Annotated in this window: 22 protein-coding genes; 10 read left to right on the top strand and 12 right to left on the bottom strand. The window is 69.0% G+C overall.

Going from position 1 to position 20,661, the window contains the following annotated elements; genetic code table 11:
* The first annotated feature begins 15 nt into the window (after positions 1-15).
* Positions 16-798, top strand: a complete 783-nt coding sequence (locus tag JOD27_RS10020) for a hypothetical protein (RefSeq protein ID WP_204761829.1) — start codon at positions 16-18, stop codon at positions 796-798.
* On the opposite strand, the gene JOD27_RS10015 is transcribed toward JOD27_RS10020, so the two are convergent.
* From JOD27_RS10015 to JOD27_RS09980, 8 genes are all read right to left on the bottom strand, one after another.
* Entirely contained in the window at positions 782-2,044 is a 1,263-nt protein-coding gene (locus JOD27_RS10015) for an MFS transporter (protein ID WP_204761828.1), read from the bottom strand. The genes JOD27_RS10020 and JOD27_RS10015 overlap by 17 nt on opposite strands.
* Positions 2,045-2,101: 57 nt before the next feature.
* Positions 2,102-4,036, bottom strand: coding sequence for an asparagine synthase (glutamine-hydrolyzing) (asnB, locus tag JOD27_RS10010; RefSeq protein ID WP_204761827.1), 1,935 nt, complete (start codon positions 4,034-4,036; stop codon positions 2,102-2,104).
* 174 nt (positions 4,037-4,210) lie between these two features.
* Complete coding sequence (gene pdxH / locus JOD27_RS10005; RefSeq protein WP_204761826.1) at positions 4,211-4,867, bottom strand: pyridoxamine 5'-phosphate oxidase; 657 nt, start codon at positions 4,865-4,867, stop codon at positions 4,211-4,213.
* Between the two features lie 156 nt (positions 4,868-5,023).
* The gene (locus JOD27_RS10000; protein ID WP_204761825.1) at positions 5,024-5,725 is read right to left on the bottom strand and encodes an urease accessory protein UreD; all 702 of its coding nucleotides are present in this window, start codon (positions 5,723-5,725) and stop codon (positions 5,024-5,026) included.
* Positions 5,722-6,357 (bottom strand): urease accessory protein UreG, encoded by a 636-nt coding sequence (ureG, locus tag JOD27_RS09995; RefSeq protein ID WP_307830042.1) that lies wholly within the window; start codon positions 6,355-6,357, stop codon positions 5,722-5,724. The genes JOD27_RS10000 and ureG overlap by 4 nt, the downstream gene beginning before the upstream one ends.
* Entirely contained in the window at positions 6,347-6,958 is a 612-nt protein-coding gene (locus JOD27_RS09990; RefSeq protein WP_204762058.1) for an urease accessory protein UreF, read from the bottom strand. Before JOD27_RS09990 ends, ureG begins: the two co-directional genes overlap by 11 nt.
* Positions 6,955-8,637, bottom strand: coding sequence for an urease subunit alpha (locus JOD27_RS09985; protein ID WP_204761824.1), 1,683 nt, complete (start codon positions 8,635-8,637; stop codon positions 6,955-6,957). Before JOD27_RS09985 ends, JOD27_RS09990 begins: the two co-directional genes overlap by 4 nt.
* Positions 8,634-9,233: an urease subunit gamma gene (locus tag JOD27_RS09980; RefSeq protein ID WP_204761823.1), complete on the bottom strand. Its 600-nt coding sequence runs from the start codon at positions 9,231-9,233 to the stop codon at positions 8,634-8,636. The genes JOD27_RS09985 and JOD27_RS09980 overlap by 4 nt, the downstream gene beginning before the upstream one ends.
* A 189-nt stretch (positions 9,234-9,422) precedes the next feature.
* On the opposite strand from JOD27_RS09980, the gene JOD27_RS09975 reads away from it, so the two are divergent.
* From JOD27_RS09975 to serC, 5 genes are all read left to right on the top strand, one after another.
* Positions 9,423-10,247 carry an ABC transporter ATP-binding protein gene (locus tag JOD27_RS09975; RefSeq protein WP_204761822.1) on the top strand — a complete coding sequence of 275 codons (825 nt, stop codon included), beginning with the start codon at positions 9,423-9,425 and terminating at the stop codon, positions 10,245-10,247.
* Positions 10,244-11,056 carry an ABC transporter permease gene (locus tag JOD27_RS09970; RefSeq protein WP_307830041.1) on the top strand — a complete coding sequence of 271 codons (813 nt, stop codon included), beginning with the start codon at positions 10,244-10,246 and terminating at the stop codon, positions 11,054-11,056. Before JOD27_RS09975 ends, JOD27_RS09970 begins: the two co-directional genes overlap by 4 nt.
* A complete protein-coding gene (locus JOD27_RS09965; RefSeq protein ID WP_204761821.1) occupies positions 10,993-12,090 on the top strand; it encodes a sensor histidine kinase in 1,098 nt (365 codons plus the stop codon). The genes JOD27_RS09970 and JOD27_RS09965 overlap by 64 nt, the downstream gene beginning before the upstream one ends.
* Positions 12,087-12,689: a response regulator gene (locus JOD27_RS09960; RefSeq protein ID WP_204761820.1), complete on the top strand. Its 603-nt coding sequence runs from the start codon at positions 12,087-12,089 to the stop codon at positions 12,687-12,689. Before JOD27_RS09965 ends, JOD27_RS09960 begins: the two co-directional genes overlap by 4 nt.
* A 114-nt stretch (positions 12,690-12,803) precedes the next feature.
* Entirely contained in the window at positions 12,804-13,931 is a 1,128-nt protein-coding gene (gene serC, locus JOD27_RS09955) for a phosphoserine transaminase (protein ID WP_204761819.1), read from the top strand.
* Between the two features lie 107 nt (positions 13,932-14,038).
* Here serC and JOD27_RS09950 read toward each other — a convergent pair whose 3' ends face one another.
* Genes JOD27_RS09950 through JOD27_RS09935 form a run of 4 tightly spaced genes read right to left on the bottom strand, consistent with a single transcriptional unit; the run spans position 14,039 to position 17,368 of the window.
* Positions 14,039-15,151, bottom strand: a complete 1,113-nt coding sequence (locus JOD27_RS09950; RefSeq protein ID WP_204762056.1) for an ABC transporter permease — start codon at positions 15,149-15,151, stop codon at positions 14,039-14,041.
* 29 nt (positions 15,152-15,180) lie between these two features.
* Positions 15,181-15,831, bottom strand: a complete 651-nt coding sequence (locus JOD27_RS09945) for an ABC transporter ATP-binding protein (protein WP_307830040.1) — start codon at positions 15,829-15,831, stop codon at positions 15,181-15,183.
* Entirely contained in the window at positions 15,828-16,880 is a 1,053-nt protein-coding gene (locus JOD27_RS09940; protein ID WP_204761818.1) for a peptidoglycan-binding protein, read from the bottom strand. The genes JOD27_RS09945 and JOD27_RS09940 overlap by 4 nt, the downstream gene beginning before the upstream one ends.
* Positions 16,877-17,368 carry a hypothetical protein gene (locus tag JOD27_RS09935; protein WP_307830038.1) on the bottom strand — a complete coding sequence of 164 codons (492 nt, stop codon included), beginning with the start codon at positions 17,366-17,368 and terminating at the stop codon, positions 16,877-16,879. Before JOD27_RS09935 ends, JOD27_RS09940 begins: the two co-directional genes overlap by 4 nt.
* An 89-nt stretch (positions 17,369-17,457) precedes the next feature.
* Here JOD27_RS09935 and JOD27_RS09930 point away from each other — a divergent pair, with 89 nt between their 5' ends.
* From JOD27_RS09930 to JOD27_RS09915, 4 genes are all read left to right on the top strand, one after another.
* Positions 17,458-18,117, top strand: coding sequence for a response regulator transcription factor (locus tag JOD27_RS09930; RefSeq protein WP_204761817.1), 660 nt, complete (start codon positions 17,458-17,460; stop codon positions 18,115-18,117).
* A complete protein-coding gene (locus JOD27_RS09925) occupies positions 18,114-19,238 on the top strand; it encodes a sensor histidine kinase (protein ID WP_204761816.1) in 1,125 nt (374 codons plus the stop codon). The genes JOD27_RS09930 and JOD27_RS09925 overlap by 4 nt, the downstream gene beginning before the upstream one ends.
* Positions 19,239-19,338: 100 nt before the next feature.
* On the top strand, positions 19,339-20,268 hold the full coding sequence (gene sepH, locus JOD27_RS09920) for a septation protein SepH (RefSeq protein WP_204761815.1): 930 nt from the start codon (positions 19,339-19,341) through the stop codon (positions 20,266-20,268).
* Between the two features lie 16 nt (positions 20,269-20,284).
* Positions 20,285-20,620 carry a hypothetical protein gene (locus JOD27_RS09915; protein ID WP_204761814.1) on the top strand — a complete coding sequence of 112 codons (336 nt, stop codon included), beginning with the start codon at positions 20,285-20,287 and terminating at the stop codon, positions 20,618-20,620.
* Positions 20,621-20,661 lie beyond the last annotated feature (41 nt).

Here is a 20,661-nt window from a genome sequence, read left to right as displayed (position 1 = left end):
CCATATGGTGTAAGCATGAAACGCACGGCAACTCTGCTCGTCGCCGCTGTCGCGCTGACCGCCTGCACGTCGTCACCGCCGCCGCCTCAGCCGACCCAGTACAACGACGTGAAGAGCCTCGTGGCCGCGGTCTCCAAGGCAGTCAACGAGAAGAAGACCTACCGGTTCACGATCCTGCCGCCGACCACGGGCGGTGTGACGGCCCCGGCGAACGGCTCCGTGCGGCTCGGTGACGTGCCGAGCATCGACGCGACGACGAAGCGTCCTGTGCAGACCGGTGGAGCGGACGAGGAACTGCGGTTCGTCTCGACCACAAAGGACACCGCGTACGTGAAGCTGCCGCCGGTGTTCAAGCTGCCGCAGGACAAGCCGTGGGTGAAGCTGGACCGCAAGGACGCCGACGACTTCACCAACACCATGCTGGGCTTCCACGACGTGATCTACCAGCAGGCCGTCTTCACGACGTACCACCTGCCGGTGATCCAGGCCGGCGGCGAGCTGAAGCTGACCGCGCAGACCGGTGACCGGGTCCGCTACTCGATCGCCGTCGACTACCAGAAGGCCTACGACACGCTGACCGACGAGTCCCTGCGCAACGAGATCAAGCTCGCCCTCGACCAGAAGGTCACGGGCTCGGCGGCCGAGATCGAGCTGAACGGCAGCAGCCTGCCGATCCGCGTCAAGTTCTCCACCCAGTTCCAGAACGCGCTGATCGTCGACGAGGCGCGCTTCACCGACTGGGGCGCCGACGTGCAGATCGCCGAGCCGGCCGCGACCGAGATCAGCCGGCGGAACTGACCCGATAGCGCCAGATCGCGGGCAGCAGCACCACCGCGAGCACCGTCGCCACGATCACCAGCACGCCACCCGCGGTCACCGCCGCCGACGTGCCGAACGCGGCGCCACCCGTGCCGTGCAACAGGTCCGCGATGCGCGGGCCGCCCGCCACGACGACGATGAAGACGCCCTGGATCCGCCCGCGCATCTCGTCCGTCGCGGCGGACTGCAGGATCGCGCCGCGGAAAGCCATCGACACCATGTCCGCGGCTCCGGCCAGCGCCAGGAACGCCGCCGCGACCCACAGCGAGCCCGCCAGACCGAAGCCGATGATCGCGGCGCCCCAGCCGGCCACGGCCAGCGCCACCGCGACACCGTGCCTGCTGATGTTCGAGATCCACCCGGACGTGAGCCCGCACAGCACAGCGCCGACGGGAATCGCCGCGAACAGCACGCCCAGCGCCAACCCGCCACCGGGCGGGTCGCCGAAGGTGTGCTGGGCCATCTCGGGGAACAACGCCCGTGGCATTCCGAAGACCATCGCGATGATGTCGAGCAACATGGCGCCCAGCAACACCTTCTGCGCCCACAGGTAGACGAACCCGTCGACCACGTCCTTGAGTCCGGCGCGCCGGACAGCCCCGTTGAGCGGCGGCAACGGCGGCAGCATCCACACCGCGTACACGGTGGCCATCAGCGCGATGGCGTCCACCAGGTACAGCGTCGACAGCCCGACCACCGGCATCAACGCGCCCGCGAGCAACGGCCCGAGCACCGCGCCGAACTGCATGACCGTCGAGCCCAGCGCCCCCGCCGACGGCCGCAGCTCGGCCGGCACGAGCCGGGCGATCGACGCCTGCCGCGCCGGAGCGTTGGCCGCGAAGAACACCTGCTGGAACCCGAGCAACGCGATCACAAGCCACACCGAGCCGACGTTCAATGCCGCCTGCACCCACAACAGCACCGACGACACGGCGATGCCGGTGTTGGTGACGAGCAGCAACTTCCGCCGGTCGACCGTGTCGGCGATCGCGCCGCCCCACAGCCCGAAGACCAGCAACGGCACGAGCGCGACACCGGCCGCGATACCTACCCACGCCGACGACCCGGTGAGGTCGTAGACCTGCTTGGGCACGGCAACGGCGGTGAGCTGGGAGCCCACCGCCGTGACGATCGTGGACAGCCACAACCGGCGATAAGCGACGATCTTCAACGGCCGAGTGTCGATCACGAACGTCGAGCGCGCGCTTCTCCCCAGAGTGGCCATTTCGTTAGCCTATGACAACTAACAAGTCCTTTACGTGGAGTTGTCGCCAACGCCACTTCAGAGACGGACGGGGTAGACCGGCTCCGGCACCTTCGGGCTGATCCGGCCCTCGACGAAGATCCCGTGCCAGATCATGAAGCACAGCACCGACCAGAGCTGCCGGCTGCGGTCGAACTGCTCGGACCTGTGCTCCTCCAGCAGCGCGTGCACGGCGTTCTTGTCGAGCAGGTGCCCGGTCTGCGAGTCGGCGATGATCCCGCGCGTCCAGTCGTACATCTCGGCCCGCAACCAGTGCCGGATCGGCACGGGGAACCCGAGCTTGGGCCGGTTCAGCACGTGCGGCGGAATGATCTTCGCCAACGCCTTCCGCAGCGCGTACTTCGTCGTCCCCTCGGTGAGCTTCTGGTCGAGCGGCACCTCGGCCGCGACCTTGAACACCTCGGGGTCAAGGAAGGGCACCCGCAGCTCGATCGAGTTGGCCATGGTCACCTTGTCGGCCTTGACCAGGATGTCGCCGCGCAGCCACGTGAAGAGGTCGATGTGCTGCATCCGGGCCACCGGGTCCCAGCCCTCCGACTCGCGGTACCAGGGCGCCGTGACGTCCTGGAACCCGATGCCCTCGACGTACCCGGGAAACACCGCCCGCACCTGCTCGTCGCTGAAGTTGCGAGCGTTGCCGTAGTACCGCTCCTCCAGCTTGAGCGAGCCGCGCCTGAGCAAGTCCTTGCCGCGCACGCCTTCCGGAATCGTCTTCGACACCGCGCCCATCAGCTTCCGGACACCGCCGGGCACCTTCTCGAACGGCGACAACGACAACGGCTCGTGGTAGATCACGTACCCGCCGAAGAGCTCGTCCGCGCCCTCCCCGGACAGCACGGCCTTGACGTACTTGCGCGCCTCACGAGCGATGAACCACAACGGCACCAATGCCGGATCCGCCACCGGGTCGTCCAGGTACCAGATGATCAGCGGCAGCTCTTCCATCATCTCGTCCGGCGACACGGTCCTCACGACGTGCCGCACCCCGATGGCCGCCGCGGTCTCCGCGGCAACGTCCACCTCGGAGTACCCCTCGCGGTCGAACCCGCTGGTGAACGCGATGAGGTTCGGGTTGTGCAACTTGGCCAACGTCGCCGTGGCCGTCGAGTCGATCCCCCCTGACAGGAACGCCCCGACCGTGACGTCCGGATCCGAGATCATGTGCTTGGCCACCGAGTCCCGCATGACGTCGGCGATCCGCTCGTGCAGCGCCTCGGCCTCCAGCGCCCCGTTCACGGGCTTCGGCGCGAACACCGGCTTGAAGTACCGGTTGAACAGCACCTGCCCACCGGGGGTGAGCTTGAACGAGGTCCCGGACTCCACGCGCCGGACGGCCTGGTGCAACGACTCGGGCTCAGGCACGTACTGCAACACCAGGTAGTGCTGCAGCGCCGTCTTGTCCAGCTCCTGGCTGATGCCGAGCACCCCGGTCAGCTGCAGCAGACTCTTCTTCTCCGAGGAGAACGCCACCCCGCCGGGCCCGGCAGCCCAGTACAACGGCTTGATCCCGAACGGATCCCGCGCCCCGTAAACGACCCGCTCCTGCGCGTCCCAGATCATGAACGCGAACATCCCGCGCAGCCGCTTGACCCAGTCGGCACCGTGGTAGTGGTACCCGGCGACAACAGCCTCGCCGTCGCCCTGCGTCTTGAACTGCGCACCGAACTCCCGCGCCAGCTCGGCCCGAAGCTCCAGGTAGTTGTAGATCTCGCCGTTGTAGTTCAGCGTGTACCGCGTCGGGTTCTCCGGCGGCCCCCACACCAGCGGCTGGTGGGAGTGGTCGAGGTCGATGAACCCCAACCGGTTGAACCCGTAGACGACCTCGGCGTCCGCCCAGGTGTCCTGCTCGTCAGGCCCACGATGCCTCTGACACCGCAGCGCCGCAGCCACAGCGCCGCGCGCGGAGGCCGCAGCGGCCTCGGTGGAACAGATGAGTCCGAGCACTCCGCACACGTGAAATCGCACCTCGTAACTAGCTGTGTCCGAAAACCCAGTATGCCCGTGCCGAAACCGGGCACTTCGCCAGCCTGAGGACGCGCGAGCCCCAGACCGGGTTCCACGGCCTGGGCACAGCAAAAGGGGCGCCTCCCGCCCACAGGAGACGCCCCATCGCAAAAGCCTCAAGAACTACGGCGCAACCCGCTCGATCTTCCACCCATCGCGCCCCAACCGGAACCGCAACCGGTCGTGCATCCGATCCCGCCGCCCCTGCCAGAACTCGACCTCCTCAGGCCGAATCCGCCACCCACCCCAGTGCGGCGGCACGGGAATCCGGTCCGTGTCCGCGAACTGCCGCTCGATCTTGTGCAGCGCGGAATCCAAAGTGGATCGCCCGCTCACGACGCGGGACTGCGGCGAGGCCCAAGCGCCGATCTGCGACCCGCGAGGCCGGGAGTTCCAGTACTCCGCGGTCTCCACCGGCCCGACCTTCTCCACGACCCCGCGTACGTGGGCCTGGCGCTGCATCGCGAACCACGGGAACGTGGCCGACGCGTAGCGGGTGGCCATCAGGTCGTGCGACTTGTTGGACGTGTAGTTGGTGAAGAACACGAGCCCGCGTTCGTCCAACCCCTTGGCCAGCACCGTCCGCGAGGACGGGCGGCCCTTCACGTCGGTGGTCGCGAGCACCATCGCGTTCGGCTCCGGCAGCCCCGCGCGGGTGGCCTCGTCGAGCCACAGCTGGAGCTGTTCGTTCCAGGTGGCGGCAAGCTCCGACTCGCTCAGCGAGCCCTGCTCGTACGACACGCGCATCGCCGGTAGCGCGATGTTCGTGATCTCCGTCATCGGCGAACCTCCAAGCAGCGGGCAGAACTCGTGGTCCCTGGACCCGCGACCATACGCACGGCGAACGAATCCCGAAACCGCCTGCGCGGTGATGACCACCACCTGAACGGTGACTGTCCGTACAAAGAACAGTTCTGGATCGAGTCCGTGATCGAGTCAGATGGCGTCCAGCACACGTGTGACCGTCACCACGTCTTCACCCAGTGCGGTGGCGAGAGTTCCACCCGCTGCCAACGGAACGAGATTCCACCACTCACCGCCATCGGAGGCTCGCGGCACGGCGTCGAGCATCAGCGAGGTGCCGATGACGCGCTTTCCGGCCAATCCCGCGGGGGACGAGTCGATCAACGGTGAGCCGACGGCGAGCTGTTGGTGCAACAACGGCTTGCCGCAACGGGTTGCGCGCACCGAGCTCGACAGAACCCCGCCGGGCTCTCCCACGCGGCCCAGGACCAGAACCTCGCGGAGCAGCAACTCTGCGTGACCGTCCAATTCGGCCTCCACTACCGCGGTGTGGTGGGCACGGCTCGTCACGACCGTCGGCTCCGGCAGGTAGCGAACGGATCCCTCCACGGAAAAACGCACAGAGGAGGAAGACGGCAAACCGGTCGGGCCGGGCAGCATCAGGGTCGCCGCCACGCCGCGGAGGTCGAGCGAGGCGCCTGGGCCCACCTCGACGGTCAGCTCCAGCGAGTCGCCACCGAGCGGGGACGTCACGGAGCTGACGAGGTGCACCAGAGCCACCGGACCCACGCGCCGGGCGGGCACCAGGGTCAGCGGCGCCTGCGAGCGCAGGACCCGCACGACGCTGTTGCCGTGCGAGTCCAGCTCCACCACCAACCGTGCGGACGCTTTCACAGCTGGGCCAGCACCCACTTGGCGACTTCGGGCGCGTCCGGCGTCTCCACCAGCGACTGCGCGATGACGGGCAGCTCGCCCCGCATCCGGTGCGCGTCGGAGATCATCACGTCCATGTCGGCGCCGACGAGCGGGGCCAGGTCGACCTTGTTGATGACCAGGAGGTCCGCGGTCGTGACGCCGGGGCCGCCCTTGCGCGGCACCTTGTCGCCGCCGGCCACGTCGACGACGAAGATCTGCTTGTCGACCAGGCCGCGGGAGAACACCGCCGTCAGGTTGTCGCCGCCGCTCTCGATGATCACCAGGTCCAGCGCCGGGAACTTGTGCTCCAGGCGTTCGACGGCGTCGAGGTTCGCGGTGATGTCGTCGCGGATCGCGGTGTGCGGGCAGCAGCCCGTCTGCACGGCCTCGATGCGCGCCGGGTCCAGCACGCCTGCCCGCCGCAGGAAGTCGGCGTCCTCGGTCGTGTAGATGTCGTTGGTGACGACCGCCAGCGACAGCTGCTCGCCCAGCGCCCGGCACAGCGCGGCGGTCAGCGCGGTCTTGCCGCTGCCGACCGGGCCGCCGATGCCGATGCGCGGCGCCGTGCCGTGGTGGTGATCGTGCGGGTCGGGCCCGTGGTTAGCTCCCAAAGAGACGCACCCCTTCGCGTCGGACGTGGGCCTCGGCCAGCAGGTCCAAGGCAGGTGAACCAAGTGCGGGCAGCTCCTTGCACGCCCGCGAGGCGACCTCTTCCACCGGAAGGGCCGCCACGATCGCGTTGACCCCGAACGGGTCCAGCCCCAGCAACCGCACCGCCGCCGACGCCGGTCCGCTCACGGCCAGGTAGGCGCACGTCAACGCGGCCTCGTACGGATCTCCGACCACCACGCCGATCACCAACGGCTGGTGCGGCGACGCCGGCAGCGACGCGAGCCGCGCGGAAGGCCACGCCCGCCGGGCTGCTCGCAGCATGCCGCGGCCCTGCGCCCGCGAGGCCTCGCGCTGGGCGGGTGACGGCGTGCGCGCGTCCAGTTCGAGATCCAGCAGCTCCAGATCCTCGCCCCGCGCCGCCGCGGCCGCGAACCCCGCCGCGAGCAAGCCCGTGGTGAGCAAACGCCCGTGCAGGAACGACTCCAACGACGGCTCGTCGGTCACCAGCCTGCGCGCGGCGGCCTCTTCCAGGCCACCGGAGTGCACGTGTCCGCCACCCGGAAACCGGGAGTCGGCGAGGATCAGCGCGGTGAGCATCAGAACAGGAAGTACCGCTGGGCCATCGGCAACTCCGTGACCGGCGACGGCTCCACCAGTGAACCGTCGACGTGCACGGCGAAGCTGTCCGGATCCACCCGCACGTCCGGCATCGCATCGTTGTGCACCATGTCCGCCTTCGTCACCGAACGCGTGGAAGCAACCGGCAGCACCCGGCGCGCGTACCGGTCCGCGATCCCGGCCTCGATCGCTTGCGGCGCAACGAAGAACACACTCGACGCGGCTCCGGCCGTGGCACCGAACATCGGCCGCGCCCACACCGGCTGCGGCGTCGGGATCGAGGCGTTCGCGTCACCCATCGCGCCCCAGGCGATGAACCCGCCCTTCAGCACGACGGAAGGCCGCACGCCGAAGAACTTGGGCTCCCACAGCACCAGGTCCGCGAGCTTGCCGACCTCGACCGACCCGACCTCGGACGCGATGCCGTGCGCGATGGCCGGGTTGATCGTGTACTTCGCGACGTAGCGCTGCGCCCGCAGGTTCGCGTCCATCGAACGGCGCGACGACATGACGTGCGCGGTCTGCCAGGTCCGGATGATCACCTCGCCGACCCTGCCCATCGCCTGCGAGTCCGACGAGATCATCGAGATCGCGCCCATGTCGTGCAGCAGGTCCTCGGCCGCGATCGTGGTCGGCCGGATCCGCGACTCCGCGAACGCCAGGTCCTCCGGCACGGACGGGTTGAGGTGGTGGCACACCATCAGCATGTCGAGGTGTTCCTCGAGCGTGTTGACGGTGTGCGGGCGCGTCGGGTTCGTCGACGACGGCAGCACGTTCGGCAGCGAGACGACCCGGATGATGTCCGGCGCGTGACCGCCGCCGGCGCCCTCCGAGTGGTAGGCGTTGATCGAACGTCCGGCGATGGCGTCCACAGTGGACTCCAGGAACCCGGCCTCGTTCAACGTGTCCGTGTGGATCGCGACCTGCACGCCGGACTCGTCGGCGACCCGCAGGCACGCGTCGATCGCGGCGGGCGTGGTGCCCCAGTCCTCGTGCAGCTTGAAACCGCCCGCGCCGCCGACGAGCTGCTCGCGCAGGCCCTCGACCGAGACCGTGTTCCCCTTGCCCAGCAACAGGACGTTGATCGGCATGTGGTCCATCGACGTCAGCATCCGGTCGAGGTACCAGGCGCCGGGCGTGACCGTGGTGGCCTTCGTGCCCTCCGCCGGACCGGTGCCGCCGCCGACCAGTGTCGTGAGCCCGGACGCCAGCGCCTCGTCCACGATCTGCGGGCAGATGAAGTGCACGTGGCAGTCGATGCCGCCCGCGGTCAGGATCTTCCCGTTGCCGGACAGGATCTCCGTCGACGGGCCGATGACCAGGTCGGGGTGGACACCGTCCATCGTGTCCGGGTTGCCCGCCTTGCCGATCGCCACGATCCGGCCGTCCCGCACGCCGACGTCAGCCTTGACGACACCCCAGTGGTCGAGGATCACCGCACCCGTGATGACGAGGTCCGGCGCGCCCTCGGCACGGGTCGCGATCCCCTGCCCCATCGACTCGCGGATCACCTTGCCGCCACCGAAGATCACCTCGTCGCCGGAACCGGCGCCGCGCGAGCGGTCCTCGGTGACCTCGATGAACAGGTCGGTGTCGGCGAGCCTGATGCGGTCGCCCACGGTCGGCCCGAGCAGTTCGGCGTAGCGCTCGCGGTCGATCATCGCTGCAACCCCCGGACAATCCTCAATCCTGCCAACGGAACCAGCGTGACCTCGCGTTCGACGCCCGGCTCGAACCGCACCGCGGTGCCCGCCGGGATGTCGAGCCGGTAGCCGAACGCGGCCTCGCGGTCGAACTCGAGGCCCGTGTTGACCGAGGCGAAGTGGAAGTGCGACCCGACCTGAACGGGCCGGTCGGCGGCGTTCACCACGGTCAGCGTGATGCGCGGCCGGCCGGGGTTCAGCTCGACGGGCTCGCCACCGACGATCACCTCGCCGGGCGCCGGACCCGCGGACGGCGCGATCGGGTGGTGCACGGTGACAAGCTTCGTGCCGTCCGGGAACGTGCCCTCGACCTGCACCGAGTCGATCATCTCCGGCACACCGCGCATGACCTGCTCCGGCGCGAGCACGGTGCGTCCGCTCTCCATGAGCTCGCTGACCGTGCGGCCGTCCCGCGCGCCTTCGAGGACGTGGTCGGTGATCAACGCGACGGCCTCCGGGTAGTTCAGCAGCACGCCTCGTTCGAGCCGTCGCCTGGCCACGTCAGCGGCGACGTGCACGAGGAGCTTGTCGCGTTCATGCGGCGTCAGATGCACGGCTCATTTCTATCACCCGAAAGCCGCATACCGCAGAGCGGAAACACCGCTGAAACACGAGAGTACGCAGGGAGCTTTCGTACTCCAGGACAGGACGAAAGGGCCCCGCGTGTCCACCGACCGGTTGACAGCCGGGGTCAGCGGTGCGGTCGTCCCGTGAGGGGAGGTCGAAACCGCAGGATTTACCCCATGAACGCGATTCGAGTGAGGGGCCTTCGCAAGGCCTACAAGGGCCACCAGGCGGTGGCAGGGGTGGACCTCGACGTCGCACGCGGCGAGGTGTTCGCGGTCCTCGGCCCGAACGGGGCCGGCAAGACCACGAGCGTCGAGATCCTGGAAGGACACCGCGGCCGGGACGCCGGCGAGGTCAGCGTGCTGGGCGTCGACCCGGCCAAGGGGGACCGGGCGTGGCGGTCACGGCTCGGCATCGTGCTGCAGAGCGCGACGGACGCCGCGACGCTCACGGTGCGCGAAGCCGTGCACCACTACGCCAAGTACTACGCCGACCCGCGTGACCCGGAGGAGGTCATCGACCTCGTCGGGCTCACCGAGAAGGCCAAGTCCCGCGCAGGCACGCTGTCCGGGGGTCAGCGCAGGCGCCTGGACGTGGCGCTCGGCATCATCGGCCGGCCTGAGCTCGTGTTCCTCGACGAGCCGACCACCGGCTTCGACCCGGAGGCCCGCCGCCAGTTCTGGGGTCTGATCAAGCTGCTGGCCGCCGAGGGCACCACGATCCTGCTGACCACGCACTACCTCGACGAGGCGGAGGCGCTCGCCGACCGCGTGGCCGTGCTCGCAGGTGGCCGGATCGTCGCCGAGGGAACGCCGCGGACGCTCGGCGGCCGTGCGCACGCCGAAGCGACCGTCCGGTGGATGTCCGACCGCGGCTACACCGAGATCAAGACCTCCGAGCCCACCAAGGTGATCGCCGAGCTGTCCCGCCACGGCGAGCTCGCCGAACTCACCGTCACCCGTCCGTCGCTGGAAGACGTCTACCTGGAGCTGATCGCGTGACCACCGCAACCCTGTCCAAGAAGGCTCTGCCCGGAACCCTGGAGCTCGGCCTCGCGAGGGGTGCGGCCGAGCTGCGGGAGTTCTTCCGGCAGAAGGAAAACCTCATCTTCACGGTGTCGCTGCCCGCGATCCTGATGCTGCTCCTCGGCACCGTCTACGTGCACGAAGCGGCCGCGGGGCAGATGTTCGCGGCCAGCATGATCGGCGCCGGCATCATCTCGACGTCGTTCGTCGGCCTGGGCATGAGTGTGGTGGCCGACCGCGAGGACGGCACGCTGAAGCGCCTGCGCGGCACGCCGATGCCGTTCACGTCCTACTTCATCGGCAAGATCATCCTGGTCTTCGTGTCGAGCCTGTTCGAGGCCGTACTGCTGCTGGTCGTCGCGATGCTGCGGTTCGACGTGGAGCTGCCCTCCACCGCCGAGAAGTGGTTCACGTTCGGCTGGGTGTTCGTGCTCGGCGTGATCTCGTGCTCGCTGATCGGTGTCGCGCTCAGCTCGATCGCCAAGTCAACGCGCAACGCGGCGGGCGTGCTGAACCTGCCGTACATCGTGCTGCAGTTCCTGTCCGGCGTCTTCATCAGCCAGGCGGTGCTGCCGGAATCCCTGCGCGTGGCGGGTTCGCTCTTCCCGCTGAAGTGGGTGTGTCAGGGTTTCCGCTCGGTGTTCGCACTGAACGACGGCTACGCGGTGATGGAGGCGGCGGGATCATGGGAGCTCGGCAAGATCGCGCTGGTGCTGGGGGCGTGGACGATCGCGGGTCTGCTGCTGGTGACGCGAACGTTCCGCTGGACACACGAAGCCAGCTGATCACCTGGTACGTGCTCTTCGCGATCACCCAGTCCACCGCGCTGGTGATCGTGCTGCTCGACGGCAACCCGCTCGCCGACCGCCTGTCGGCAGCGGGTCTGCTGGTTCTCAACGCACTGTGGTTCACCTTCTACGGCCGCCGGCTGGTCGAGGAGGACCGCGACGACTGGCGCGGCTTCGTCTACGCGGCGGGGTCGCTCGCCCTGTTCGCCCCAGCGGTGTGGTTCAGCGGTTCGGCGACGTTCGCCCTGTTCGGGCTGGTGCCACAGGTCTACATGACGTTGCCGCTGTGGTGGGCGTTCATCCCGATGGTGCTCTTCGTGTTCACCCCGCAGATCCTCACCTACGCGGCGGGCGCGGATCCGGCGCTGCCGTGGCCGGCGGCTCTGCTGATCATCGCGTTCTCCCAGGCGTTCGGCTGGGCGATCAGCCGGGTGGCCGACCAGAACAAGCTGCGCGGCCAGCTGCTCGAACGGATCGAGGCGTTGACCATCGAGGCCGAACGGGCGCGGTGGGCGGCCGAGATCCACGACACGCTGGCGCAGGGCTTCACGTCGATCATCACGCTGCTGCAGGGCGCGCAGCCGAACGTGGAACTGGCTCTGCAGACCGCGCGGGAGAACCTCCGCGAGGCACGAGCCCTGGTGGCCTCGAACGCACCGTCGCCTTTGGACGGTTCCTCGCTGGAGGACGCGTTGCGGCGGCTGGTGTCCGGGATATCGCTGCCGTCGTCGTTCCGCGTGATCGGCGACGCCGTGGCACTGCCGACCTCCGTCGAGGTGGTGCTGCTGCGGACCGTGCAGGAGGCGTTGAACAACGTGGCGCGCCACTCCGGGGCCACGCGGGTCGACGTCGTGATGAGGTTCGACGCGGACGGGGTGTCGCTGGAGGTCCGCGACGACGGGCGCGGGTTCGGGGATGCTCCTGAGGGCTTCGGCCTGCGGGGCATGCGTGCCCGGCTGGAACAGGTGGGTGGGACGCTCTCCCTGTCGTCGGACGAGGGGGCGTCGGTGCTGGTGGAGGTGCCGCTGTGATCAGGATTCTGCTGGTGGACGACCACCCGGTGGTCCGTCAGGGCCTGCGGGGGATGCTCGTGGCGGACGACCTCGAGGTGGTCGGTGACGCCGGGTCGGGACAGGAGGCGATCGAGAAGGCCGCCCTGCTCAAGCCGGACGTCGTGCTGATGGACCTGCGGATGCCCGAGATGGACGGCGTGGCGGCGACCTCGAAGATCGTCGGAACCGGCCCGCGCGTGCTGGTGCTCACGACGTACGAGACCGATTCGGACATTCTTCGCGCGGTCGAGGCCGGCGCGTCCGGGTACCTGCTGAAGGACTCGACGACCGAGGACCTCATCGCGGCGATCCGGGCGGCCTCGCGTGGGGAGACGGTGCTCGCGCCGTCGATGGTCGCGAAGGTGGTCGGGCAGGTGCGGACACCGCCGCTGTCCGCGCGGGAGGCCGAGGTGTTGCGGCTGGTCGCGAAGGGTATGTCCAACGTCGAGATCGGACGGACGTTGTTCATCTCCGAGGCGACCGTGAAGACTCACCTGCTGCGCGTGTTCAACAAACTGGGTGTGTCGGACCGCACCGCGGCGGTGACGACGGCCATGGATCGCGGCATGTTGCAGTGACCCAGGACACCCGGCCGACACCTCCCGGCCACGCGCCTGCAACACTGTGAACTCCGGCAACGGCGCCGGTCAGGTCCCTCAAAGCACAGTCGATCGCCCCGGAGGCGTGACCACATGACCCAGACCGCCGATCCGACCACGTTGGTGCTTCCCGCCGAGCTCAAGCCGTCCGACGGCCGCTTCGGCTGCGGGCCGTCCAAGGTGCGCCCCGAGGCCGTGCAGGCGCTCGCGTCCGAGGGTGCGGCGCTGCTCGGCACGTCCCACCGGCAGAAGCCCGTCAAGAACCTCGTCGGCCGGGTGCGGTCCGGGCTGCGCGAGCTCTTCGGGCTGTCGGAGGGCTACGAGGTCGTGCTGGGCAACGGTGGCACCACGGCGTTCTGGGACGCGGCGTCGTTCGGCCTGGTCCGCGAGACCGCTCAGCACTTCACCAACGGTGAGTTCTCGTCCAAGTTCGCCAAGGTCACGCAGACCGCGCCGTTCCTGAAGGACTCGCTGGTCACGAAGGCCGAGCCGGGCACGGCGCCGGAGCTCTTCTACGCCGAGGGCGCCGACCTGGTCGGCTGGGCCCAGAACGAGACCTCGACCGGTGTCGCGATGCCCGTCCTGCGGCCGGAGGGCTCGGAGAACGCGCTCATCGCGATCGACGCCACGTCGGCCGCGGGCGGCCTGCCGGTCAAGGCGGAGGACTTCGACGTCTACTACTTCGCGCCGCAGAAGTCGTTCGCGAGCGACGGCGGTCTGTGGATCGCGCTGATGTCGCCCAAGGCCCTGGAGCGCGTCGACGAGCTCAAGGACCGCTGGGTGCCGGAGTTCCTGTCGCTGCCGACCGCGCTCGACAACTCCACCAAGGACCAGACGTACAACACGCCGTCGATCGCCACGCTCTTCCTGCTGGCCGAGCAGATCGACTGGATCAACGGCAACGGTGGGCTCGACTGGGCCGTCGGCCGCACCAAGGACTCCAGCTCGCGGCTGTACAGCTGGGCGGAGAAGACCGCGTACGCCACGCCGTACGTGGAGAACCCCGAGCACCGCTCGCAGGTCGTCGGCACGATCGACTTCAGCGACGACGTGGACGCGGCGACCGTGGCGAAGGTGTTGCGCGCCAACGGGATCGTCGACGTCGAGCCGTACCGCAAGCTCGGCAAGAACCAGCTGCGGGTCGCGATGTTCCCGGCCATCGAGCCGAACGACGTCACGATCCTCACCCAGGCCATCGACTGGGTCGTCGGCCAGCTCTGATTTTCACGATGAAGGGAACCTTCATCCACCTCACGTGGATGGTGGATGAAGGTTCCCTTCGTCGTTTTCAGCCGGGGGTGCACCCGTGGATCGGTGCGCCCCCTCCTTCAGGCGAGTGCTTCGGTGGGCGACTGACGAGCCGCCCGCACCGCCGGGTAAACGCCGGCGATGGCGCCGATGGCCACGGCCGCGCCCACTCCCCCGAGCAGGGCGGGCCACGGCAGTGCCGCCGGCCACTTCTGGCTGATCGAATACCCGGCCGTGACCGCGATTCCGACGATCACGCCGACCAGCCCTCCGAGGCCGGACAGCAGCACCGACTCGGTGAGGAACTGCCACCTGATCTGCCGCCGGGTCGCCCCGAGCGCCCGCCGCAGACCGATCTCCCTGCGCCGTTCCAGCACCGAGATCACCATCGTGTTCGCCACGCCGACGCCTCCCACCAACAACGCGACTCCGCCCAATCCCAGGAACAACGCGTTGTAGGAGCTTTCCGCGAGCTGCTGCGCCTCCAGTGCTTCGGAAGGCTTGGAGACCTTGACCTCGTTGGACTTCTGCGGGTTCAGCGTCGGGCCGAGCAGCTTGCGGACGTTCTCGACCTGGTCCTCCGTGGTGCGCACGTAGACGGTGTTCGCGTTGCCCTCGAACCCGAACGCCTCCTTCGCCGCCTCCCAGCCGATCAGCGCGGACCGATCGATCTCCGGCGACAGCGGCAACGGGCCGAGGATGCCGACCACGGTGAACCATTGACCGTCGATCCACAGCTGCACGCCGGGCTTGTCGATGCCGAGCCGCGAGGCCGCGGTGCCCCCGAGCACCACCGACTTCTCGCCCGGCGACAGCCACCGGCCGGAGCGAACCTCGGCGTTGAGCACCTTGAGCAGGTCCTTCTCCGCCGCCTGCACCTGCAGCCCGAGCGTGTCGCTCGACGGCACCATGTCGTTCTTGCGGACGTTCGCGGAGATCTTGCCGGTGGCGCTCGCGGCCGACACCGCGCCGATCCGCTTGGCCATCGGAACGGCCGTCTCCGGCAACTTCGCGTCCTGGCCGAAGAAGTCCTGGCCGGGCGCCGCGGTCAGCAGGTTCGTGCCCAGCTTGGACATCTTCGCCTGCAACGCCGCGGCGCTGGAGGCGGGAATGCCGACGACCGCGACCACCGCGGCGATGCCGATCGCGATGCCCAGCGCCGACAGCACCGCGCGGACCGGGCGGGTCCGCATGCCGAAGAACCCGAGGCGCAGCAGGTCGATCACACGATCACCCCGTCGCGCACCTCGACGCGTCGTGGCGCCCACGCCGCGATGTCCCGGTCGTGCGTGATGAGCACGACGGTGGTGCCGTCGGAGTTGAGGCTTCCCAGCAACTCCATCACCCCGGCACCGTTCTGCGTGTCCAGGTTCCCGGTCGGCTCGTCCGCCAGCAAAATGCCCGGCGAGTTCACCACCGCCCGCGCGATCGCGACCCGCTGGCGTTCACCGCCGGACAGCTCGTGGGGCTTGTGCAGCGCCCGGTGGATCAGCCCGACCCTGTCCAAAGCGGACATCGCCAGCGCCCGTCGCTTCGACCGCGGCACGCCCGCGTAGACGAGCCCGGCGGCCACGTTCTCGATCGCGGACAGCCCGTCGGTGAGGAAGAACTGCTGGAACACGAACCCGATCGTGCGGGCCCGCAGCGCCGACAAAGCGTTGTCGGACAACGACGACACGTCGTTGCCGTCGATCTCGACGCGGCCGGCGGTCGGCTTGTCGAGCGTGCCCATGAGGTGCAGCAGCGTCGACTTCCCCGAGCCGGACGGTCCCACGATCGCGAGCATCTCGCCGCCCTCGACGGTGAGGGAGACGTCGCGCAACGCCTGCACGCCACCGGGATACGTGCGGCTCGCGTGGTCGACGGTGATCACTCGGTGGTCACCACCTTCATGCCCTCGCGCAGGCCGTCGCCCTGCACCTCGACCTGGCCCTTGGCGAAGATCCCGACGGTGACCGGGATCGTCTTGCCGTCCTCGGTGACCACGCCGTAGCCGCCCTCGTTCAACGCGAGCAGCGCGCCGATCGGGACCGCGAGCACGTTCTGCTTCTTGGACACCGTGAAGAGGGCCGTGACGTTGGCGCTCTCCAGCCCCTCCGCGGCCTTGGGGTCGTCGACCGAGATCGTCAGGACGATCTTCGGCTTCTGGCCCTGGTTCGGGTCGCCGGCGGTGCGGCTGATGCCGGTGATCGTGCCGGTCGTGGGCTTGCCGCCGACGATCGACAGCTCGACCTTCTCGCCCTGCTTGGCGAGGCGCTGCTTGGTGCTGTCGAGCTCAACGGTCACCGCGCGTTCGGTGCCGGTGACCTTCATCAGGTCGCCGCCCGCTGGTGCGCCGAGCTGGCCGGTCACCGACGAGACGCGGATCGCGCCCGGCTGCACGACCACGTCGCCCTGGCCGAGCTTTCCGTTCTGCTCCAGGCCGTTCGCCTTCTGCCACTTCTTCAGCGCGGAGGCCGTGTACGAGGTGAACTTCTCGTCGGGGGTGCCGAAGTCCTTGAATCCCAGCGCGGCGAGGTTCTCCTCGACGACCTTGACGTCGGGGCCGTTCGACATGCCCGCTTCCAGGTCGCGGTAGAGCGGCATCGTGCCGTAGAACAGCGGCACAGGCTTGGCGTCCGCCCAGTACACGGGTTTGCCCTGTTCGACGACGGCGCCCTGGTTCGGCAGCCCGGTGATGGTGCCGCTTTTCCGGCCCGCCAGTCCTCGTTCCGCGCCGAAGCCGAGCTGGCCGTTGACCGACTGCTGGTCCGCGAGGTTGGTCTTCTTCACGGGCGCGGTCTTCGCGGGGTCGTTCTGCAACGGCGCGGCGTTGGCCTGGTTGGCCGCGACTCTGGTGAGCACCACGACCGAACCGGTGCCGAGCACGACGGCGGCGACGAGTGCGGCGATGAGGATCTTCCTGTTCACGTGGCGCTTCATCCGACGGGCCTCGCCGCGACCATGCCTTCACCGAGGCCACAGTCCTTCATGTCCTGCTTGACCTTGTCGTCGTCCAGGTTCGGCAGCTCGATCGACTCGGCAGCGCCGCCGCCGTCGAACTTCGGGTCGGGCCAGTTGTAGCCCTTGTCCCGCATGCACTTCGCGTTCTGGCGCATCTTGTCCTGCTCCTCCGGCGACGGCGGCTTGAACTCGCCGCCGTTGGGCAGGTGCTTCTTGCAGGCCTCGTGGGCGGCCTTCATCTTCTCCTCGTCGGGAGGGCTGCCGTCGCCCGGCGACGCCTCGATCATCACGCCGCCCTTGTCATCCTGCTTCGGGTCCGGCATGTCGATGCCGTTGTCCCGCATGCACTGGGCGAACTTGACCATGTCGCCCTTGTCGTCCTTCTTGGCGTCGTTCGGCTGCTCCTTGGACCCGCAGGCGGTGAGCGCCATGAGCAGGGCCAGCAGCACTGCGATGGTGGATTTCACGTCAACAGGTCTACGGAGGGCGTCATTCGGCGGCGTTAAGCGAAAGGCTTTATCCGGCGCTTATCTCCGTTGCGCGGAAAATAGGTGTCATGCGCGTGCTGGTGGTCGAGGACGAACAGCTGCTCGCGGACACGATCACCGAGGGGCTGCGCAGGTACTCGATGGCGGTCGACGTCTGCTACGACGGCGAAGCGGCGCTGGAACGCGTCGGGGTACACGCGTACGACGTCGTGGTGCTGGACCGCGACCTGCCGCTCGTTCACGGTGACGAGGTGTGCAAGGCGGTGCACGCGACCGGCGGCGAGGCACGGGTGCTGATGCTGACGGCCGCGGCCGAGGTGGACGACCGGGTCGCCGGGCTGGGGCTCGGGGCCGACGACTACCTGACCAAGCCGTTCGCGTTCGCCGAGCTGGTGGCGCGCGTGCAGGCGCTGGGCCGCCGGGCTCGCCCGGCCCTGCCACCGGTGCTGACGAGGGCCGGGGTGACGCTGGACCTGCCGCGGCACCAGGCGATGCGGGACGGCAGGTTCCTGCCGCTCTCGCCCAAGGAGTTCGCCGTGCTGGAGGTGCTGATGCGGGCGGAGGGCAACGTCGTGAGCGCGGAGGAGCTGCTGGAGAAGGCCTGGGACGAGCACGCGGACCCGTTCACCAACGCCGTGCGGGTGGCGGTGATGACGCTGCGCCGCAAGCTGGGTGCGCCGCAGGTCATCGAGACCGTGCCCGGTGCCGGCTACCGGTTCGGCTCGTGAGGCTGCGGACCAGGCTGACGGCCTGGTACGCCGGGGTGTTCCTGATCGCGGGTGTGGCGCTGATCGGGCTCAACTACTGGCTGCTCGCCGAGTGGACACCGTTCACCGAGGGTGTCGTGGCGAGCAGGGCGATGCCGATGTCTCCGGACGCCGTCGAGGTGGCTCAGCTGCCGGCCGACACCCTGGTGTTCACCGCGGACCAGGTCAAGGCGGACACGATGAACACGGTCCTGTGGCAGTCGATCATCGCGCTGCTCGTGGCGGCCGTGATCGCCGTCTGGCTCGGCTGGGTGGTGGCCGGGCGGGTGCTGGCGCCGTTGCACGAGATCACCACGACCGCGAACCGGCTGGAGGCCGAGCGCCTGGACCGGCGGATCGAGCTGGACGGGCCGCCGGACGAGCTGAAGGAGCTCGCGGACACGTTCGACGGGATGCTCGACCGGCTCGCGTCGTCGTTCGACAGCCAGAAGCGGTTCGTCGCGAACGCGTCGCACGAGCTGCGCACGCCGCTGGCCGTGCAGCGGACGCTGATCGAGGTGGCGCTGGCGGCACCGGACGCGTCGGACGAGATCCGCCGTCTCGGAGCGCATCTGCTCGACACGAACGAGCGAAGCGAAAAGCTCATCGACGGGTTGTTGCTGCTTGCACGCAGTGATCGCGGTCTGGCGACGCGCGAGCTGATGTGGCTGGACGAGATCATCGACGAGGAGGTCGAGTCGTGCGCCTCGCTGGCGGAGTCGAAGGAGGTCACCTTCGACGTGTCGGTGCGGCCGTACCTGGTCGAGGGCGACCCCGTGCTGATGGCGCAGCTCGTCGGCAACCTGCTGCGCAACGCCGTGCTCTACAACAAACCTGGCGGGACCGTGTCGGTCCGCCTTGATCGGGAACTCGTGGTCTCCAACACGGGACCGACCGTGCCGGCGGAGGCCGTGCCCGGTCTCTTCGAGCCGTTCCGGCGCCTCCGCGACCGCACAGGAACCGCCGGATCCGGCCTCGGTCTGTCCATCGTGCGGTCCGTCGCGAGGGCTCATCAAGGCTCAGTGAAGGCTCGTCCGAACGGGGGAGGCGGCCTGGTGGTCCAGGTGAACCTTCCGGAAACCGGCGTGCGACAGCCCTCGTGAACTGGCAAGATCACGTTGAGATATCGGCGAGTCTCCCACCCTAGGACGGCTCGTTGTCCTAACGTTGTCTGCTGGCGAGGTGCAATTCAGGGAGGCCACGATGCGAGCGCTGCGAGTCATCGGGCTCGACGAGGACGGCAAGTCCGTCATCCTCGAGGACCCCGAAAACCGCGGCGAGCGCTTCACGCTCCCCGCCGACGAGCGCCTTCGGGCGGCACTGCGCGGTGACCTCGCGCGCCTCGGCCAGATGCAGATCGAGTCGGGCGAGGCCCAGATGCGGCCGCGCGAGATCCAGGCGCGCATCCGCGCCGGTGAGTCGATCGAGCAGGTCGCGGCCGCCGCCGGCATGCCGACGCACCGCATCGAGCGCTTCGCCTACCCGGTCCTGCTGGAGCGTTCGCGCACCGCGGACCTGGCCCAGCGCGCGCACCCGGTCCGCGAGGACGGCCCCGACGTGCAGACGCTCGGCGAGGTCGTCGCGCACTCGTTCGGCCTGCGCGGGCACGACCTCTCCGACACCTCGTGGGACTCGTGGCGCGGTGACGACGGCCGCTGGATCGTGCAGCTGCACTGGAAGACCGGGCGCTCGGACAACCGCGCGCACTGGGCGTTCCACCCCGGTGCGCAGGGCGGCACGGTGACGGCGCTGGACGAGGCCGCCGTCGACCTCATGGACCCGAACCCGAACCGGACCCTGCGCACGGTCCGGCCGGTGACGCAGCTGGCGCGGCAGGCCCTGGAGGCGACTCCGGTCACGCCTGCTCCCGCGCCCGTCGCGGAGGAGCCGGTTCCGGTGCCGGTCCAGGCGTCTGCCCCCGCCCCGGCTCCGGTCGTGGCGGAGAAGCCGGTCCAGGAGAAGCTGCCCGAGCCCGAGCCCGCCCCTGCCCCTCCTCCACCGCCGGTGAAGGAGGAGGAGCCCGCGGCGGAGAAGCCGGTGCGCAAGGACACTCCCCCCAAGCGGGGAAAGAAGAACCACCCCATCGTCCCTTCGTGGGAAGACGTTTTACTGGGCGTCCGGTCGAACCGCTGACTGATCGCCTGACGCCGTGGGACGCCGTGTCGCGCTGGCTGCCGGAGTGGGTGCACTCCTCGGGCTGGGCTGGTGGGGAGTGTTCGCACTCATCTCGTCGGGCGCGGTCTGCTCGTTCGAAGACTGGGGCTGCCTCGGCACCTTCGTGATGACCGTGCCGGTCTTCGCGGTCGCGGCGGCGGCGCTCGGGTGGGTGGCGTTGCGTTCTCTGGGTGTGTCGCGGGCAGGGCTGGTGGCCGTGCCCGCGACCCTCATGGCCGTGGTGGCGATGGTGCTGCTGCTCGGCCTGCCCTACCTGGCCTTCGGAGTGTTCGCGGCGCTGTACGCGTTGATCGCCGTGCTCACCAGGTGAAGGTGGTGTGGAGAAGTTGTGCAGGTCGGCCTGATCGCGTC

This window comes from Lentzea nigeriaca (genome assembly GCF_016907955.1).
GTDB classification, from domain to species: domain Bacteria; phylum Actinomycetota; class Actinomycetes; order Mycobacteriales; family Pseudonocardiaceae; genus Lentzea; species Lentzea nigeriaca.
The sequence above is the reverse complement of the archived record's forward strand: the minus strand, read 5'-3'. Positions and strand labels throughout refer to the sequence as shown.

Coding starts and splice junctions, on each gene's coding strand:
- JOD27_RS09940 (WP_204761818.1), bottom strand. CDS start 16,880: ATGAAGCGCCACGTGAACAGGAAGATCCTCATCGCCGCACTCGTCGCC.
- JOD27_RS09975 (WP_204761822.1), top strand. CDS start 9,423: ATGAACGCGATTCGAGTGAGGGGCCTTCGCAAGGCCTACAAGGGCCAC.
- JOD27_RS10020 (WP_204761829.1), top strand. CDS start 16: ATGAAACGCACGGCAACTCTGCTCGTCGCCGCTGTCGCGCTGACCGCC.
- sepH (WP_204761815.1), top strand. CDS start 19,339: ATGCGAGCGCTGCGAGTCATCGGGCTCGACGAGGACGGCAAGTCCGTC.
- JOD27_RS09985 (WP_204761824.1), bottom strand. CDS start 8,637: ATGATCGACCGCGAGCGCTACGCCGAACTGCTCGGGCCGACCGTGGGC.
- JOD27_RS09930 (WP_204761817.1), top strand. CDS start 17,458: ATGCGCGTGCTGGTGGTCGAGGACGAACAGCTGCTCGCGGACACGATC.
- JOD27_RS09950 (WP_204762056.1), bottom strand. CDS start 15,151: ATGCGGACCCGCCCGGTCCGCGCGGTGCTGTCGGCGCTGGGCATCGCG.
- serC (WP_204761819.1), top strand. CDS start 12,804: ATGACCCAGACCGCCGATCCGACCACGTTGGTGCTTCCCGCCGAGCTC.
- pdxH (WP_204761826.1), bottom strand. CDS start 4,867: ATGACGGAGATCACGAACATCGCGCTACCGGCGATGCGCGTGTCGTAC.
- JOD27_RS10015 (WP_204761828.1), bottom strand. CDS start 2,044: ATGGCCACTCTGGGGAGAAGCGCGCGCTCGACGTTCGTGATCGACACT.